Source organism: Nocardia sp. NPDC056000, assembly GCF_042269265.1.
Lineage (GTDB): Bacteria > Actinomycetota > Actinomycetes > Mycobacteriales > Mycobacteriaceae > Nocardia.
On sequence record NZ_JBHJXS010000015.1, the window covers coordinates 105,946 to 123,671 of the forward strand.

At 66.8% G+C, this 17,726-nt stretch carries 18 protein-coding genes; 6 read left to right on the plus strand and 12 right to left on the minus strand.

Annotated elements, in window-relative coordinates; all coding sequences use genetic code 11:
* Nucleotides 1-52: 52 nt before the first annotated feature.
* Complete coding sequence (locus tag ACFC4D_RS37205; protein ID WP_375961890.1) at nucleotides 53-1,954, plus strand: glycosyltransferase; 1,902 nt, start codon at nucleotides 53-55, stop codon at nucleotides 1,952-1,954.
* A 72-nt stretch (nucleotides 1,955-2,026) separates the two neighbouring features.
* On the opposite strand, the gene ACFC4D_RS37210 is transcribed toward ACFC4D_RS37205, so the two are convergent.
* Complete coding sequence (locus tag ACFC4D_RS37210; protein WP_376070519.1) at nucleotides 2,027-2,620, minus strand: TetR/AcrR family transcriptional regulator; 594 nt, start codon at nucleotides 2,618-2,620, stop codon at nucleotides 2,027-2,029.
* A 21-nt stretch (nucleotides 2,621-2,641) separates the two neighbouring features.
* On the opposite strand from ACFC4D_RS37210, the gene ACFC4D_RS37215 reads away from it, so the two are divergent.
* Both ACFC4D_RS37215 and ACFC4D_RS37220 read left to right on the plus strand, forming a co-directional pair.
* Nucleotides 2,642-3,022: a hypothetical protein gene (locus tag ACFC4D_RS37215; protein ID WP_376070523.1), complete on the plus strand. Its 381-nt coding sequence runs from the start codon at nucleotides 2,642-2,644 to the stop codon at nucleotides 3,020-3,022.
* Nucleotides 3,019-3,546 (plus strand): hypothetical protein, encoded by a 528-nt coding sequence (locus ACFC4D_RS37220; RefSeq protein WP_376070525.1) that lies wholly within the window; start codon nucleotides 3,019-3,021, stop codon nucleotides 3,544-3,546. Before ACFC4D_RS37215 ends, ACFC4D_RS37220 begins: the two co-directional genes overlap by 4 nt.
* Here ACFC4D_RS37220 and ACFC4D_RS37225 read toward each other — a convergent pair.
* Complete coding sequence (locus ACFC4D_RS37225; protein WP_376070527.1) at nucleotides 3,543-3,998, minus strand: hypothetical protein; 456 nt, start codon at nucleotides 3,996-3,998, stop codon at nucleotides 3,543-3,545. The genes ACFC4D_RS37220 and ACFC4D_RS37225 overlap by 4 nt on opposite strands.
* A gap of 100 nt (nucleotides 3,999-4,098) precedes the next feature.
* Entirely contained in the window at nucleotides 4,099-4,947 is an 849-nt protein-coding gene (locus ACFC4D_RS37230) for an NAD(P)-dependent oxidoreductase (protein WP_364637198.1), read from the minus strand.
* A 242-nt stretch (nucleotides 4,948-5,189) separates the two neighbouring features.
* Between ACFC4D_RS37230 and ACFC4D_RS37235 the strand changes: the two genes are divergently transcribed.
* Together ACFC4D_RS37235 and ACFC4D_RS37240 are read left to right on the plus strand one after the other, a co-directional pair.
* A complete protein-coding gene (locus tag ACFC4D_RS37235; RefSeq protein WP_376070530.1) occupies nucleotides 5,190-6,374 on the plus strand; it encodes a serine hydrolase domain-containing protein in 1,185 nt (394 codons plus the stop codon).
* 55 nt (nucleotides 6,375-6,429) lie between these two features.
* Nucleotides 6,430-8,058 (plus strand): alpha/beta fold hydrolase, encoded by a 1,629-nt coding sequence (locus ACFC4D_RS37240; RefSeq protein WP_376070533.1) that lies wholly within the window; start codon nucleotides 6,430-6,432, stop codon nucleotides 8,056-8,058.
* A gap of 9 nt (nucleotides 8,059-8,067) precedes the next feature.
* On the opposite strand, the gene ACFC4D_RS37245 is transcribed toward ACFC4D_RS37240, so the two are convergent.
* The 8 genes from ACFC4D_RS37245 to ACFC4D_RS37280 form a co-directional block, all read right to left on the minus strand.
* Nucleotides 8,068-8,712: a response regulator gene (locus tag ACFC4D_RS37245; protein WP_376070536.1), complete on the minus strand. Its 645-nt coding sequence runs from the start codon at nucleotides 8,710-8,712 to the stop codon at nucleotides 8,068-8,070.
* Between the two features lie 46 nt (nucleotides 8,713-8,758).
* Nucleotides 8,759-10,057, minus strand: a complete 1,299-nt coding sequence (locus ACFC4D_RS37250) for a sensor histidine kinase (protein ID WP_376070539.1) — start codon at nucleotides 10,055-10,057, stop codon at nucleotides 8,759-8,761.
* A gap of 330 nt (nucleotides 10,058-10,387) precedes the next feature.
* Nucleotides 10,388-10,516, minus strand: coding sequence for a hypothetical protein (locus ACFC4D_RS37255; protein ID WP_375961910.1), 129 nt, complete (start codon nucleotides 10,514-10,516; stop codon nucleotides 10,388-10,390).
* Complete coding sequence (rsgA, locus tag ACFC4D_RS37260) at nucleotides 10,513-11,658, minus strand: ribosome small subunit-dependent GTPase A (protein ID WP_376070541.1); 1,146 nt, start codon at nucleotides 11,656-11,658, stop codon at nucleotides 10,513-10,515. The genes ACFC4D_RS37255 and rsgA overlap by 4 nt, the downstream gene beginning before the upstream one ends.
* A gap of 238 nt (nucleotides 11,659-11,896) precedes the next feature.
* Nucleotides 11,897-12,847, minus strand: a complete 951-nt coding sequence (locus tag ACFC4D_RS37265) for a glycosyltransferase (protein WP_376070544.1) — start codon at nucleotides 12,845-12,847, stop codon at nucleotides 11,897-11,899.
* Nucleotides 12,844-13,659: an ABC transporter ATP-binding protein gene (locus ACFC4D_RS37270; protein WP_364637212.1), complete on the minus strand. Its 816-nt coding sequence runs from the start codon at nucleotides 13,657-13,659 to the stop codon at nucleotides 12,844-12,846. Before ACFC4D_RS37270 ends, ACFC4D_RS37265 begins: the two co-directional genes overlap by 4 nt.
* A 7-nt stretch (nucleotides 13,660-13,666) precedes the next feature.
* On the minus strand, nucleotides 13,667-14,485 hold the full coding sequence (locus ACFC4D_RS37275) for an ABC transporter permease (RefSeq protein WP_376070774.1): 819 nt from the start codon (nucleotides 14,483-14,485) through the stop codon (nucleotides 13,667-13,669).
* A 130-nt stretch (nucleotides 14,486-14,615) separates the two neighbouring features.
* Nucleotides 14,616-15,206, minus strand: coding sequence for a bacterial proteasome activator family protein (locus ACFC4D_RS37280; RefSeq protein WP_375961916.1), 591 nt, complete (start codon nucleotides 15,204-15,206; stop codon nucleotides 14,616-14,618).
* Nucleotides 15,207-15,307: 101 nt separating this feature from the next.
* Between ACFC4D_RS37280 and ACFC4D_RS37285 the strand changes: the two genes are divergently transcribed.
* Nucleotides 15,308-16,513: a cysteine desulfurase-like protein gene (locus tag ACFC4D_RS37285; RefSeq protein ID WP_375961918.1), complete on the plus strand. Its 1,206-nt coding sequence runs from the start codon at nucleotides 15,308-15,310 to the stop codon at nucleotides 16,511-16,513.
* Here ACFC4D_RS37285 and ACFC4D_RS37290 read toward each other — a convergent pair.
* The gene (locus ACFC4D_RS37290; protein WP_364637218.1) at nucleotides 16,510-17,496 is read right to left on the minus strand and encodes an NAD(P)H-quinone oxidoreductase; all 987 of its coding nucleotides are present in this window, start codon (nucleotides 17,494-17,496) and stop codon (nucleotides 16,510-16,512) included. The two genes, ACFC4D_RS37285 and ACFC4D_RS37290, sit on opposite strands and share 4 nt — an antisense overlap.
* Nucleotides 17,497-17,726: the final 230 nt, after the last annotated feature.

Here is a 17,726-nt window from a genome sequence, read left to right on the forward strand (position 1 = left end):
CACGTCAAGTGTTGCCGGTGTCTGTTGTTTTCAAAGGATGTCGAGGGAATTCATGGATGCGTCGGCTGGCCAAGCCGTGACCGAAATCAATGACCGGTTGACCGCCGGAGCCCCCGCGACGCTACGTGCGGATCACGCGGCTCCCGAGCGGCTGGTGCTCGCGCGCGGACTGTTCACCGGTCCCGCGCCGCGGATCAGCGATGAGCTGTACGCGGTCGTCAAGGGCGGCAAGGCACATCGCGAACGCTTCAGCCTGCGACTGGACAAAGGCGCGAAGGCGCACACCAACACCTACTTCGGTCGCTTCGCCGCCAGCTACTGGCAGCGCTGGACCACCGTCACCGCAGTCGAGGTCGCCATGACCCTCGAGGTCGGCGGTAAGACCAAGGTGCGACTGGCCGCCTCCGATATCGCCGGGCATCGGCGTGTCGTCGCGACCGCCGAAACCGGCGAGACCGGGCGGGTCGTATTGACCACGGCCCTGGACATGTTCATCGACGGCGGCGCGCTGTGGCTGGAGATCGACGCCATCGGCGGCGAGGTCACCGTCAGCGATCTGGAATGGACCGCGCCCGCACCGGATCACGTGCGCCCGGTGGCCATCGCCATCTGCACGTTCAACCGCGCGCCGGACTGCGCGGCCACCGTGGCCGCGCTCGCCTCGGACGCCACCGTGCTCGACGCCATCGACGCGGTGTACGTGGTCGATCAGGGCAGCGATCTGGTGCAGGATCAACCCCTCTACACCGAGACGGCACCCAAATTGGGTGACAAGCTGCGCTACATCCGGCAGCCGAATCTCGGTGGCGCGGGCGGCTTCACGCGCGGCCTCTACGAGGTGTCCGGCGCCAACGAGCACGCCGACATCATCCTGATGGACGACGACATCCTGTGTGAGCCGGAAACGGTGTTGCGGCTCAACGCTTTCGCGAACATGACCACCGAACCCACCCTGGTGGGCGCGCAGATGCTGTTCCTCTACAACCCCGACTACCTCAATGTCGGTGCGGAGGAGACGAATCTGGCCACGCTGCGGCACGGGCAGAAGGTGTCCAAGGCGCTGCGCAACACCAGCATGCTCAAGAAGAACCAGGAACGCCGCGTTGACGCGGGCTACCAGGCTTGGTGGACCTGCCTCATCCCGGCCGAGGTGGTCAAGAAGATCGGGCTGCCGGTGCCGATCTTCTTCCAGTGGGACGACGTCGAATACGGTTTGCGCGCACGGGAGAACGGTTTCGTCACCGTCACCCTGCCCAACGCCGCCGTCTGGCACGCCGACTTCTACTGGAAGGACTTCGACGACTGGGCGCGCTACTTCAGCTCGCGCAACTCGCTCATCGTGTCCTCGCTGCATCACGATCTCGACGCCAAAGCCATTACCCGCCAGCTCTTCCGGGAGATCGGCGAATACCTGGTCGGTATGCAGTACGGTCTCGCGCACACCACCCTGTCCGGTATCGAGGATTACCTGCGCGGCCCGAAGGCGTTGCGCGACGGCGGAATCGAAGCCCTCGCCACCGCCCGCGGCTCGCGCGCCGACTACCCGGAGACCATCAAGCATCCGGCGGCGACCGCACCGGTCGTGAACGCGCACGTGCACCTGCGCCGCGCCGGCGGTGAACCCAGCCGCCCGCTGCTCATCCTGTTCAAGCGCGCCTTCACCCAGTGGACCGGCCGCACCATTCCGGGCGTCGTCGGCGTCACCCGCGAAGACGCGCACTGGTGGCATATCGGCCTCTACGACCACGTGGTGGTCACCGACGCCTCCCAGTCCGGTGTGCGAATTCGCCGCCGCGACAAGGAAACCGCGCGTCGTCTGCTGGTCCGCGCGTACAAGGTGCTCAAGCAGCTGCGCGAGGAGCTCCCGTCCCTGCAGCAGCAGTGGCGCGCCGCCATGCCCGAACTCACCAGCCGCGAGAACTGGGAACGCCTCTACGGCATCGACCCGAAGTGAGTTCGATCCGAACATCGAAGCGGCCGCACCTCACAGGGGTGCGGCCGCTTCGTTCGTATCGATGTGGCGGGATCAGCGCGGTGCGGTGAGCAGCGTGCGGGTGGCGGCGGTCAGGTCGTCGTCCAGCCAGTCCGGGAACGACGCCGTCTGCGCGAAACGCCGCAGCGCGCCGTAGGGCAGGTCCACCACCGCGCGGCGGACCGCGTCGAGTTCGCGTTCGCCGTCGGAACCGAAGATGCCCCGCGCGATCCGATGGAATTCGGCGAACAGTGGTTCGTTCATGACGGCCAGTCGCTCGTTGAATTCGGTATCCGGTGTGCCGTCGAGCAGATCGCGGAGCCGCAGATTCAGCAGCAGTTTGGCGTCCTCGGGCAACTCCCGTCCGAACGTCAGCGACGCGGTGGTCATGGCCACCGCGGCTTCGATCGGATCCGGCTGCGCCACAGCCGCGTTCACCACCCCGCTCTGAAAACGCTCCAGCGCGCGCAGCCAGGCCGCGATCACCACCCCATTGCGATTGCCGAACCGGTGGTACAGCGTCCCGACGGGCGCGCCACTGGCCTCCGCGATGGCGGCCACGCTGGCCGCCCGCGGCCCATCGCGCAGCACGAGGGTGCGCGCCGCGTCGAGGATCACATCGGTGTCGTGCTTCCGGGGAGGTGCCATGAACTAGTACAGTCCTTCTATATGGAGCGTTTGCCCTATATCGATGAGCATTCCACAATAGTCCCCGCCGACCGCGCCGGAACATGGTCCGCCCTACTGCGCACGACCTGCGAGAACCCGAATGATCTCAGCACACTCCCGCGCGGATTCACCCTCGACGCCGCCGACCCGCCGAATCGGCTCGCCGCCGTGGGCCACCACCCCTTCTCCCGCTACGCCCTCACCTTCACCCTCACCGAGGAAACCCCCACCCGAACCCGCCTCACCGCCGAAACCCGCGCCGTGTTCCCGGGCCTGCACGGCCGCCTCTACCGCGCCCTGGTAATCGGTTCCGGCGGACATCGTCTGGTGGTGCGAGCCATGCTCAGACGCGTAGCCGCCGCCGTGCGGACGCCGGTGTGATCGGGCAGCGCTGGGGCGTAACCCCCGCCGAGATCGCCATGCGATTGCCTTGCGACGGTGCGGCTTCCGGCGCGGCGGTGGTCTGCGACCGGGCCGTTCCCGTCGACGCCGCACCGCAGCTGGTGTTCGATTGGCTCTGCCAACTTCGCGTCGCGCCCTACAGCTACGACCTCCTGGACAACTTCGGCCGCCACAGCCCACCCGGCCGCACCCCGGAACTCACCGAACTGGCTGTGGGACAGCGCTTCATGACCCTGTTCGAACTCGTCGATTTCACCCCGGGAACGCGCATCACCCTGCGCGCCCGCGCGGCGGTCGTCACCTACGCGGTCCACCCCGGACCGGCGCCGGGCACCAGCCGACTGCACGCCCGAGTCCGGTTCCCCGGTCCGCCCTGGCTCCTCGCGCTACCGGTCCTGGGCGATTTCCTCATGATGCGCAAACAACTGCTGACCCTGAAAGCGCTGGCCGAGCGCGAGGCACGCTCCAGCATCTGGAGCCGTGTTCGACCGGGCCACCGCTAGCCGAAGGAGCCGGTGGGCGGGGGTGGCGGATTGTTGTCGACCTGTGCGCTCCGGTACCGAATGGCCTGTGGATAGGTGGGGATGAATTTCCCCGGCACGGTCTCCGGCAGGTGGTGCTGCAAGGTGCCGTCCGGCCGCCTGGTCGGCGGCACCGACTGCGAGGTGGCCGGCTCCTGGTACATGGGGCAGGACGCGACCACCTTCGCGGTGGTGTGCGGCGCCACGTAGGTCTTGATGTGGATGGTCCGACGGCTCATGACCGTCCAGGCGGAACACTCCACATCCGACTCGATCCGATAGGTGTCATCGGTGTCGTTCACACAGCTGTATCCGTTGCAGGACACGCCGGGTGCGAGCTCGTCGGCGGCCGCCTGTGGCGCGCCGGAGCCGATGGCGACCGCGAACAGTATCCCGGTGACACCCAGCCCGACGGCAAACCTTTGCTGCTCCATGTGAATTCGCTCCCTTCGATCGAACGCGAATATACCTGGAGCCGCAGAGTGCCGGAATTACGTTATCGCGCAATCACTTTCGTTGTCGCGGTGCTGTCGGTCAGAGGAACAGGTCGGTGGTGAGGGGGCCGTCGCCGGGGATGACGCGGTATTTGTCGAGGTCCGTGATGCCGTGGGCGGCAAGGACTTCGTCATCGAGGAAGAAGTTGCCGGAGGTGTCCTTGGCGGGGGAGGTCAGGACCAGGTAGGCGGCGTCGGCGTAGATGTCGGGGGTGCGGGAGGTGGCCACCATTTCCTCGCCGCCGAGCAGGTTGCGCACCGCTGCCGTGGCGATGGTGGTGCGGGGCCACAGCGAGTTCACGCCGATGCCGTACTTGCGCAGTTCTTCGGCCAAACCCAGTGTGGTCAGGGACATTCCGTATTTGGCGATGGTGTAGCCGAGTGAGGCCCCGGCCCATTTCGGGTCCAGGTTCAGCGGCGGCGACAGGGTCAGGATGTGTGGGTTGCGGCCCGCCTGGGCGGAATCCTTCAGGGCCGGAATGCAGGTCTTGGAGAGCAGGAAGCTGCCGCGGCAGTTGATGTCCTGCATCAGGTCGTACTTCTTCATGGGAAGAATCTCGGTGGGGGACAGGTCGATTGCCGACGCGTTGTTCACCACCAGATCGATGCCGCCGAAACGCTGCACGGTCTGCTGTACCGCCTCGGCCACCGCGCCGTCATCGCGGACATCGCCGACATACTTGAGGACGGTGCCGCCCGCCTGCTCCAGTTCGGCCGCCGCGGTGTGAATGGTGCCGGGCAGTTTCGGATGCGGAGTATCGGTCTTGGCGATCAGCGTGATGTTCGCGCCGTCCGCCGCCGCTCGCTTGGCGATCTCCAGCCCGATGCCGCGGCTGCCGCCCGACATGATCATGGTCCGGCCCGCCAGCGGCTTGCGTTCTTGCGTCATGGTCAGCTCCCTCTCCCTTGCCTTCGCCCCGGTTCGATAATCCGCGCGTCCATGCGAGGCCGGGGCGAAACCCTGCAATTCGGACAGTAGGCGTATTCGCCGCGTTATGCAACGAGTTGCATACCACCGGTAGCGCTAGCGCTACCAAAGATCAGGGTGTTCACCGGATGGGCAGGTCAGAGCCGTTTTCCTAGGCTGGAATCCGCCGGACAACCCGGCCTGAACAGGAGGAACGCCTTCTCATGAGGACACTCGCGCGGCATCGCGGCCGTACCGCGCTGGCCGGACTCGGACTGGTCGCGGCACTCACCGCGGCCGGATGCGGTAGCGGGGACACCACGCCCGCACCGAACAGCCCCGACCGGAACCGCGCCATCGCCGACGCCATGAACGCGGCCGTGCAAGGCGGAATCCCGGGCGTCCAGGTGGTCATCACCGGACCGGACGGACAGCGCACCCTGACCGCGGGCGTCGGCGATGTCACCACCGGCGCACCCATCGCCGATAACGCGCAGGTCCGAATCGGCAGCAATACCAAGACATTCGTCTCCACGGTCCTGCTGCAACTGGTCGCCGAAGGCAAGCTCGACCTGGACGCGCCCATCGAGCGCTATCTGCCGGGCGTGGTGCAGGGCAGCGGCAATGACGGCAACAAGATCAGCGTGCGGCAACTGCTCCAGCACACCAGCGGTCTGCCCGACTACCTCGCCAGTGCCAACCCGGCGGCGACGGAGCCCCCGAATCCCGCACAGGTGCAGGTGTTGCGGCCCGAAACCCGCTACCGGCAATATGATTCGGCCGAACTGGTCCGCACCGCGATGACGATGCCGCCGCAATACGCGCCCGGCGCGCGCTCGGTCTACACCAACACCAACTACCAGCTGCTCGGCATGCTCATCGAGAAGATCACCGGCCGATCCGCCGCCGCCGAGATCGACGCCCGCATCATCGGCAAACTCGGATTGCATGACACCTACTTCCCGGCCGATGGCGAAACCGTCATCCGCGGACCACATCCCAGGGGATACCAGGTGATCGACGGCAAGCAGCAGGACTACACCGATCTCAATCCCTCCTGGGGCGGCACCGCGGGAGCCATGGTCTCCACCGGAGCCGAACTCAATCGCTTCTTCATCGCACTGATGAAGGGGGACCTGGTTCCCACCGCCCTGCTCGAGCAGATGAAGCAGACCGTGCCCTTCGACCGGATGCCCGGCGCGGGATACGGATTGGGCCTCATACGCGAAGCCAACACCTGCGGTAAGGAGATCTGGGGCCACGGCGGCAGCATCCCCGGCTTCGAAACCCGCAACGGCGTGCTCGCCGACGGCACCGCGATCACCGTCACGGTGAACCAGCTCCCCACCGACGAGGCGACCGACGAGCTGGTCGTCAAGGTCGTGGACACCGCGTTCTGCGCGAGCTGAATCGCACTGAGCCGCAACCCGACCCGTCATCTCAGCATGTTTGGAAGGAATAACTGTGCGCCACTCCAAGCGCGACCGCCCCGGCGATCAGGCGGCGTCCTCGCACGATGCCCCCGACGCGGTGAATTCCCATGATGTCTCCGGCGCTGCAGCCCCGCGCGGCAACCGCCGCACCAGACGCCGCCTGACCATCGGCGCGGGCGTCCTGACCGGTGTCGCCGCGGTGATCGGCGCGCTGCTCGTCACCCCCATCGTCCCGCCCGCCGATGCCGAACCCGCGCTCGACGGGTTCTATGACCAACGGCCGCAGTGGAAATCGTGCGATGTGGCCAGCCTGGACAAGGCGGGTGCGCAGTGCGCCGATATCACCGTTCCACTGAATTACGCTGCCCCGCAGGGCGAGACGATCACCGTCGCGATATCGCGGATGGCCGCCACCGATACCGCGAACCGGCGCGGCATCATGCTCTCCAATCCGGGCGGCCCGGGTGGCGCGGGCCTGGACTTCACCCCGGAGATCGCCGCCGCGATGACCCCCGAGGTGCGCGCCCGCTACGACCTGATCGGCATGGACCCGCGCGGTATCGGCCGCTCATCCGCGGTGCACTGCGGCTGGCCGCGCGGATTCGGTCTGCAATCGGCCGGAATCGACGCCGCGGGTTACGCGGAATCGGTTGCCTCCCAAGCTGAACTCGCGGCCCGCTGCGCCACCTCCGGCGGAGAACGACTGCGGTACTTCACCACTCGCAATACCGCCCGCGATATGGATGTCATCCGCCAGGTGCTCGGGGAGCAGAAGATCAGCTATTTCGGCACCTCCTACGGCACCTACCTGGGCGCGGTCTACACCCAGATGTTCCCCGAGCGCAGTGATCGCATCGTGCTGGACAGCGCGGTCGATCCGGCCCGCTACGGGGCGGTGGACATGGTGCGGGATATGGGCGTGCCGAATGAGGCGGCCCTGGACGCCTGGGCTGACTCCGCGGCCGCGAAGAACAACACCTACCGGCTCGGCGGCACCCGGGAAGAAGTGCGCGCCACCGTTCAGAATCTGATTCGGCGCGCGGCCGAAAAGCCCATTCGGGTGGGCGAATACGATGTGGACGACCATGCGCTGCCGATGATGCTGTTCACCGTCCTCGATGATCCGCGCGCCTACGACGCGGTCTCCGATATGGTCCGGCTGTTCGCCGACGCGGCCGACGGTCTCCCGATCGATCCGGACCCGGGCATTCTGAAATCCCTGGCCTACATGCTGAAGGCCGATCCGGAGGACGGCGCGGCGCAGATGGCCATCATGTGCGGTGATGCCGCGGTGCCCCGCGATCCGGCGTGGTACTGGCGCAATATCGAAGCGGCCCGCCCCACCCAGCCGGTGTTCGGCGCGTTCACCAACAACATCACCCCGTGCGCGTTCTGGGCTCCGCCGCTGGAAGAACGTACGGCCGTGGACAATTCGGTACCCGCGCTGATCGTGCAGTCCACCGGCGACACCCGCACCAGCTACGGCAATGCCCAGGGCCTGCACCGGGCGATGACGGCCTCGCGCATGGTGACGCTGGACAATGTCGCCATCCACTGGATCTTCGGCCGCTATCCGAACAACTGCGTGTACGCGGCGGTGAACAAGTATTTCCTGGACGGCACGCTGCCTGCGAATGATGTGACCTGCCAGCGGGATTGATGCGTCCGGTCAGGCGTTGAGATAGGCGAGCACCGCCAGCACCCGGCGGTGCCCGACCTCGTCGGCGAACAGGCCGAGCTTGGCGAAGATACTCCGAATGTGTTTCAGCACAGCGCCTTCGGACACCGTCAGTCGTTCGGCGATGGTGCTGTTGTCCAGGCCCTCGGCCATCAGCGCCAGCACCTCCCGTTCCCGGGGCGTGAGCGCGGACAGCGGATCATCGGCCTTGCGCCGCACCAGCAGCTGCGAGATCACCTCCGGATCCATGGCGGTCCCGCCCGCAGCGACCCGGTGCAGTGACTCCAGGAACCGATCCACCTTCCCGACCCGCTCCTTGAGCAGATACCCCACCCCGCCCGCACCGTCCCCGAGTAGTTCGGCGGCATAACTGTCCTCTACCCACGCCGACAGCACCAGCACCGGCAGTCCGGGGTGAATCCGCCTGGCCCGCACCGCCGCCCGCAATCCGTCATCGGTGAACGTGGGCGGCATCCGCACGTCCACTACCAGCGCGTCCGGCCGATCCGCCGTCACCACGGCGAGCAGATCATCGGCATTGTCGACCGCCGCCACCACCTCGATCCCGGCGGATTTCAACAGCAGCGCCAACCCCTCCCGCAACAGCGCGTCATCCTCGGCGATGATCACCCGCACGACGACACCTCTCTTTCGCCCCACGGCATAGCGGTGCTCCCGATTCTCACAACCCGCACGGCAACTCCACGCGCACCACGGTAGGCCCACCGGCGGGGCTGTTCAGCAGCATGCGCCCATCCAAAGCCTCTGCCCGCCGCCTGATTCCGGCCAGCCCACCGCCCTCGACATCCTGCGCGTCTCCGACCCCGTCATCGGTGATCACAACGGTCAATACGTCGGTCGCCCCGCCGAGCGTCACCGAAACATGCTCGGCCCGAGAATGTTTGGTCGCATTTGTGAGCGCCTCTGCGATCACGAAATATGCTGCCGCCTCGACCGCTGCGGGCCGCCGGGGAAAGACATCCGCTCGCGGGTGTCCGGAGCCTTCGAGACTCGCGGGTCGTGCGCCATCGCCGAGATCCACCGTGCACGGGATCGGGCAGCGTGCCGCGAGGGCCGAGATCGCGCTGGCGAGACCGCGATCGGACAAGACCGGCGGGTAGACGCTGCGCACCACATCGCGCAGTTCGGACAGCGCGGCCGTGGCGGTGTCCTGCGCCTTGCGCACCAGTTCATCGGCCGCGTCCGGATCCCGTTGCCGCAGTTGGTCAGCCACTCCGAGCTGCATGATCACAGCGGCGATCCGGGCCTGTGCGCCATCGTGCAGATCCCGTTCGATCCGCCGCAATTCCGCCCCGTGCGCATCCAGCGCGGCGGCACGGGTCGCGGTCAACGCCGCCACCCGATCCGCGAGCACGATCCCCTTCGCGGGGCCGAGCAGCGCGGCCGCGATTCGGGCCTGCCACCGCGCCACCACCGGGGCCTGCAAGCCCAACCAGAGGAACGGCAGCGCCGCGATCGAACCCACCAGGGCCCAACCCCAGGAGTCGACGACGAACCCCAGCCCCTCGACGCTGCCCTCCGGCAGCACCTTCCAGAACCACGGCCGCAGCGCCTGCGCCGCCGCGGCCACTGGCAACGCGACGGCGATGGTGCCCACGAAGATGCCGGTCACCGCGTGCAGCACCAGCCACCCCAGATCCCGCCGATTGGCCGGATCCCGCACCAGCGTCCCCCACTGCTGCCGCCAATCCCCGGCCATCGGCTGGTACGGCTCGGCCACCTCGACACCGAGGTACGCCCCCGCCCGCAGCCGATCGAACCGCACCAGCGGCCGCACCACCCGCACGGCCTCCGGCATGAGCGGCAACCCCACCCCCACCACACAGGCCGCCGCAACCAGCAGAAGCCCCACCACCGCGAGCACCGACACCACCGAGCTGACCGCCCCGATCCCGAGGTACACCAGCGCGCTCGGCATGGCCCGCAGCCGACCCGAAACCCACCCCACCACGAAACTCACCGGCTCATCCCGGCCGTCAACTCGCCCCGAGCCGCCACCCACCGCAGGGCAGCACCCAACCCCGCATCGGGAAAACTCGCAGCTCTTCGCACTCTTCCAACCTATCTGCCCCCACCTGTTCGCTCGTCCAGCGCCCCGACACGTAACCGCCCGTTGGCTCGATACGGCCCCTCGTCCTCTCGGCGAAGCTCCCTCGTCATCCCGGCGCGTTTTTGGCCGGGATCCACACCCGCAGTACATGCGCTGATCGGTGTGGATCCCGGCCAAAAGCATGCCGGGATGACGGGGGAGGTGAGGGTGTGGCCCCCGACACTGTGTTTCCGGCAGGCGCTAGGGCCTACCGCCGCCGATCCAGGGTTTCGGGGGTGGGGGTGGCAGGTCGGGGAGGTGGCCCCAGCGCGCCCAGGCTTTGAGGACCTGGGCGGCCAGGGGGTGCGGGGGTGCGGTCGGTGCGGTCATCGGCCGAATTTGGTGCGGTCGCGGTACATGCGGCGTTGGTCCTTGCCGATTTGTTTCCAGGCGCGTTCGCGTTCGGCGCGCAGGCGGTGGTCGGAGCGGGCCGCCATCCACTCGTTCTCGCGGGAGAGCTTGCGGTAGCTGGTGAGGCGGCGTTCGGGGATTTCTCCGGATTCGATGGCCGCCCGCACGGCGCAGCCGGGTTCACTGTCGTGCGAGCAGTCGGTGAAACGGCATGCGGCGGCCAGGGATTCGATATCGCTGAAGGTGCGGCCGATACCCTCGGCGGCATCCCAGAGGCCGATGGAACGCAGCCCGGGGGTGTCGATGAGGGTGCCGCCGCCGGGCAGGGGGCGGAGTTCGCGATGGACGGTGGTGTGCCGTCCGCGTTTGTCACCCTCGCGAACCGCGTTGGTGGCGAACACTTCCGAACCCAGCAGAGCATTGGCGAGGGTGGATTTGCCCGCGCCGGACGGTCCGAGCAGCGCCACCGTGCCGTCCAGTACGGCGGTCAGCACCTCCATGCCGAGTCCGGTCGACGCGCTCACCGCGAGCACGGTCGCGCCCGGAGCCGCCGCCCGCACCTCGTCCAGCGAGAGATCCTGGGCGAGATCGGCTTTGGTGAGCACCACCACCGGTTGCGCCCCGGATTCCCAGGCCAGCGCGAGCATGCGCTCGATGCGCCCGAGATCCACATCCCCGTCACCGGGCGAGCAGATCAGCACGGTGTCGACATTGGCGGCCAGCACCTGATCCCCGGCGCGTGCCCGCGAATCCGAATGCCCGGAGACGGCAGCCCGCACGATGGCGGTCTTGCGCGGCAACAGCTTTCGCACCACCGCCGAATTCAGCATGCCACGCGTCACGGGCCGCTCACCGGATTCGGTGCTCAGCCCCACCCAATCCCCGGTGCACAGTCCGGTGACATCGGAGTCCGAGCGCGGGCAGCGGGCGCGCACGATGACCGCCGCGGCCTGATCGGGCAGGCGAGTGCCGGAAATCGGCACCGCCACATCGCATTCGCTGCGATCCATGCGCAGCAGTCGCGCCGGGGTCAGCGAATCACCCAGCAGCGGAAGGTATTCGGCGGCCACCTCGGCGGTCCAGCCGTAGGGGGAGAGCAGGTCGTAGTCGACCACAGACATGGTGGGAGAGTCCTTCGACGGGCCGAGCCCGTCCGGGACTCAGCGCGAGATATTCGAGGTGGATACGCACGGCGCGGCGAAAACACGCGCGGGCACGACAATCCGAGCTGCTGTAGTCACGTAATCCACCTCCTCATCTCTCCCTTGGCGATCACCGGGGCGATCGCGACGCCGAATAAGAACGGGGCCAACCCTGTCAGGTTCGCCCGATCGGCGCAATCGATTTTCTGACCAGCGCCTATGCCTTGGCTTCCGGCTTGCGGAACTGTTCGCGCCGCCCGAGTCGCTGCAACCGCAGCCACTCCAGGAATCCCTGCGGATCCTTCTGCTGTAACAGGAAGAACCAGCCGAACCGAGCCAGCTCCTGCGGCAATAACTTCCGCATGCCCGGCTGCGCCATGAGGTATCCGCGATTGCGATAGGTGAAGTACCGCTTCACCGGATCGTCCGGATACTGGGTGTGCATCCGCCCGCCCAGAATCGGCTTGAACTCCTCGGACCCGTTGGGGTGCAGGTACGCGGTCTGCAGACAGGTGCCGAACGGCAGCCCGGACCGCACCAGCCGCCGATGCACCTCGACCTCGTCACCGCGCACGAACAGCCGCAGATCCGGTACGCCGATGATGTCCACGGCCTCCGCCGACACCAGCGCGCCATTGAACAGCGAGGCGATGCCCGGCAGGAAATCCTCGTCGCCGAGTTCGGAGCGCAGCCGCCGCCACACCACGCCGCGGCGCAGCGGGAACGCCAGCCGGTCCGGATCGTCGATATCGGCGACCACCGGCGACACCTCGACCAGCTGATGCCGCTTCGCGCAATCGAACAGTGTGGCAAGCACTTCCGGCCCGTCGGGGCGGCCGTCGTCATCGGCCAGCCACACCCAGTCCGCGCCCATGGTGAGCGCGTGCAGCATGCCGAGCGCGAAACCGCCCGCGCCGCCGAGATTGTGCGCGGAGCCCAGGTAGGTGGATTCGATGGGCTGGTTGCGCACCAGCTCACCCACCTCGGCCTCATTGCCGTTGTCCACGACGATGAGGTGGTCGATGGGCCGGGTCTGGGTGGAGAGCACCTTGAGTGACTCCGCCAGCAGTTCCCGGCGTTTATGGGTCACCACGATGGCGACGATGCGGGCATCGTCGCCGAAATGCGGTGTGGTCTGGTCAGCGGTGCCGGATTGACGGTCGCTCATGCGGGATTCCGTTCGGGTTCACGTGCCAGATCCCGCAGCACCTGCGCCACGTGATCGCCCGCCTCCGGGCCTTCGTACGCGCGCACGACTTCCTCGATGCCGCCGTGCATGCGTACCTGTCCATGATCTATCCACATCGCGGAATCACATAGTTGGGCGAGGAATTCGTTGGAGTGGCTCGCGAAAACCAGGATGCCGGAGCGGGAAACCAATTCCTGCAACCGGATTCGCGCCTTCTTCATGAATTCCGCGTCGACCGCGCCGATACCCTCGTCGAGCAGCAGGATCTCCGGATCGATGGAGGTCACCACGCCCATGGCCAGGCGCACCCGCATACCGGTGGAGTAGGTGCGCAGCGGCATCGCCAAATATTCGCCCAATTCGGTGAATTCGGCGATCTCGTCGATCAGCGACAGCATCTTCTTGCGGGTCTGCCCGAGGAACAAACCGCGAATGATGATGTTGTCGTAGCCGGAGACCTCCGGATCCATGCCGACGCCCAGATCGAAGACCGGGGCGACCCGCCCGCGAATCCGGGCGCTGCCGCGGGTCGGCTCGTAGATGCCCGAAAGCAGCCGCAGCAGCGTCGATTTGCCCGCGCCGTTGTGGCCGACCAGGCCGATCCGGTCGCCCTCTTTCAGTGACATGGTGATATCGCGCAACGCCTCCACGACCACCACATCGGACTGATTGCGCCCGATGGCGCCACCGGCCGACCCCAGGACCGCCTTCTTCAGCGATCGGGATTTGGCGTCGAAGATCGGGAACTCGACCCACGCGTGCTGGGTTTCGATACTCACATGGTCGGTCATTGAGCCTTCACACCCAGTAGGGGACGCGGGAACGGAACTTCTTCATGGCCAGTATCGCGACTATCCAGCCGACGACGGTGATGGCCAGCACCACAATCCAGCTGCGCAGGTGAATCGGATCGCCCAGCAGCGGCGCGCGCACGATTTCCAGGTAGTGGAAGGTCGGCACCAGCTCGGCCAGTTTCGCGCGATCGCTCGCGGTGCCGGTCAGCGCGGTCGGCTTCCACATGACCGGGGTCAGCACGAAGAGCATCAGCGTGGTGCTGCCCAGGATCGGCGCGAGATCGCGGTAGCGGGTGCTGAAAATGCCGAACACGATGGTCACCCAGAGCGCGTTCAGGAAAATCAGCAGCAGGCCCGGAATCGCCAGCAGTGCCGACCAGTGCAGATGCCGCCAGATGCTGAACGCCACCAGCATGATCACGTAGATGATCAGGTTGTGCGCGAAGAACAGGAACTGCCGCCACACCAGGCGATACACGTGCACGCTCAGCGCCGACGGAAGTTGTTTGATCAGGCCCTCATTGGCGATGAAGACATCGGAGCCCTCGATGATGCTGGCATTGATGACATTCCAGACAATCAGGCCAACAGTCACATAGGGCAGATACGAATTCAGCGACTGCCCGAACAGGGTGGCGTACAGCACACCCATCGCCGCCGCCTGTAAACCGGTGGCGATGGTGATCCAGAACGGCCCGAGCACCGAACGCCGATAGCGCTGTTTGATGTCCTGCCAGCCGAGCGCCAGCCACAATTCACGCTGGGAGAATCCGTCGCGGAAGTCTTTGAAGGCACGCGCGAAGGACTGCGAATCCGACACCAGCGTCACCGTTTCATCATCCGGGCGCACTTCGGTCGTCGCCGAGTCGGGGGGAGCAGCAGCAGGCACAGTCCCCGACCCTATCTAATAGCCCGCGAGTTGCGTCGGGAACCTGCTGCCGACCCGCAGATGGTCAGAGATATTGGCCACCACCGCCGGAGGACGACCCACCGCGCGAATCGGTTCCGCTCATGCCGGGCGGGAGGGCGTGGCGCATTTGCTCGAGTTGCGCGCGGGCCGCCATCTGCTGTGCGAACAGGGCGGTCTGGATGCCGTGGAACAGGCCCTCCAGCCAGCCGACCAATTGCGCCTGGGCGATGCGCAGTTCGGCGTCGGAGGGGATCACGTCATCGCTGAAGGGCAGGGCGAGGCGTTCGAGTTCTTCGCGGAGTTCGGGCGCGAGGCCCTGCTCGAGTTCGCGAATCGAGGTGCGGTGGATATCGCGCAGCCGGGTGCGGCTGGCGTCGTCGAGCGGTGCGTGCCGGACTTCCTCCAGCAGCTGTTTGATCATGGTGCCGATGCGCATGACCTTCGCGGGCTGTTCCACCATGTCGGCGAGCGACTCATCCTGTTCGCCGGAATCGCCGGAATTACCCTCACCGACAACCTGTCCGGTCACCTCGACCGGTTCGCCGCCGATCTGCGCGGCGGCCGGAATCATCAACGGCTTGCCCTCGGGGCCGATCACCACAATGGATTCCGGCGCCCCATCCGATTGCGTCATCCCCCCATCATGTCCCGTCACCGCCGACGGCGCTAAGCGGCACCCACCCAAACCGCACACACCGTTACGCCGACTTGCCCTCTGCCTTTAGAGTGACCAGCATGACTTACGACGTCGCACGGGTTCGGGGCCTAATACCGTCCCTGGGCGACGGCTGGATCCACCTCGACCCGCAAGCGGGCATGCTGGTCCCCGATTCGGTATCCCGAGCCGTCTCAACGGGTTTCCGGACCTCCGCCTTCTCGCATACCAATCGGCACGGCGCGGCCAAGCGCAGCGCCGCCATTCTGGAGGCCGCTCGCGAGGCGGTCGCGGATTTGGTCGGCGGCGACCCGGCGGGCGTGGTGCTCGGCCCGGATCGCGCGGTACTGCTGGCCTGGCTGGCCGAATCGCTGAGCTCCCGACTGGGTCTGGGCACCGGGATCGTGCTGTCGCGCCTGGATGACGAAGCCAATGTCGCGCCGTGGCTGCGCATCGCGAATCGCTATGGCGCACATGTGCGCTGGGCCGAAGTGGAGATCGAGACCTGCGAAATGCCGGCCTGGCAGTTCGAGGAGCTCATCGGGCCCACCGCCCGGCTGGTCGCGCTGACCGCCGCCTCCCCGATCGTCGGCTCCGCGCCCGCGGTGCGGGTGGCCGCCGATCGCGTGCACGAGGTGGGCGGCCTGCTGGTCGCCGACTGCTTCGGGGCCGCGCCGTACGCGCTCATCGATATCGACGAACTCAATGCCGATGTGATCGCGCTCAGCGCACCCGCGTGGGGCGGACCGCAGATCGGCGCACTGGTCTTCCGTGATCCCGCGTTCCTGGACCGGATTCCGTCCATGTCGCTCAACCCCTACGCCAAGGGCGCGGAGCGGCTCGAGGTCGGCGGGCACCAGTACGCGCTACTGGCGGGCCTGGCCACCTCGGTCGACTATCTGGCCGGACTCGACGAACGCGCCACCGGCACCCGCCGCGAACGCCTCGAGATGTCCATCACGTCGCTGCAGGACTATCACGATCAGCTCTTCGAACATCTGATGTCGGTGCTGGACACCATCCCGAACCTGACGGTCATCGGCCGCGCCTCCACCCGCATCCCGACGGTGAGCTTCACCATTTCGGGCATGCAGGCGGAGAAGGTCTCGGCCAAACTGGCCGACGCCCGCATCGGCACGCTGAGCGGATCGCACGGCGGCTCCCGCCTGCTCGACGCGCTCGGGGTGAACGATGAGGGCGGGGCGGTCACCATCGGTCTCGCCCCGTATACGACCAAATTCGAGATCGATCAGCTCGGCCGCGCCCTCACCGCACTCGACACCTAGTCGACCCGCAGGATCACCTTCCCGAAGTTCTCCGGCGAGTCCAGCAGCCGATGTGCCTGTGCCACATCGGTTATGGGCAGTTCGTCGGAGACCACGGGGACGATGGTGCCGTCGGAGATCATCGGCCACAGGTGCCTGCGCAGCTCGGTGATGATCTCGGCCTTGGAGCCGCGACCGTGCTCGGGGCGGCGGCGCAGATTCGTGGCGTGAATGGTGCCGCGTTTGGCAAGCAGCGCACCGAGATTCAGTTCCGCTTTGATCCCGCCCTGCATACCGATGATCACCAGTCGGCCGTCATCGGCGAGCGCCTCGACATTGCGTTCCAGATAGGCCGCACCCATATTGTCGAGAATGATGTCCACACCGGGATATTCGCTGTGGATGACGGTGACGAAATCATGTTCGCGGTAATTGATCAGCACCGTCGCGCCCAGTTCCCGGCACAGTTCCAGCTTCGCGTCCGAACCCGCGGTCACCGCGACCCGCGCACCGAGCGCCCGCGCCACCTGAATGGCATGCGTCCCGATTCCACTGCCGCCGCCGTGAATCAGCAGCAGATGTCCGCTGTGCAGGCCCGCCGTCATCACCAGATTCGACCAGACCGTCGCCGCCACCTCCGGAAGTGCCGCCGCCGCAACCACATCCAGATGTTCGGGCACCGGCAGCAATTGGGATTCCGGCGCCAGCACCCGCTCGGCATAACCGCCGCCGGAAAGCAGTGCGCAGACCTTGTCGCCCACATGCCAATCCCGCACGTGCGGGCCGAGCGCCGCGATCACACCGGAGACCTCCAGTCCCAATGTTTCGCTCGCACCGGGTGGCGGCGGATAGAACCCCTGCCGTTGCAGCAGATCCGCGCGGTTCACACCGGCCGCCGCCACCTCGATCAAAACTTCACCGGGTCCGGGCGCGGGCAGGTCGGGTACCTGCGCCCATTTCATGACCTCTGGCTCACCGAAACCGTCGAGTGTCACCGCATACATGAAAGCGAGCCTACGGCGGCGGATCAACGATTACTGTCAGGCCGGGCTCGCTTATTGCCAGGCGGGCCTGGGCGGGCGCACAGCCTCCTGTCAGCTTCGGCGGTCATTGTGTAATGACCACATCCGAAAGGGAGAATCCATGATCGGCTTCGTGACCGCGCTGTGTGCGCTGACCATCCTGACCGCAATGGCCATTTCCGGCTTCGTCGCCGCCGAATCCCCGCGCGCAC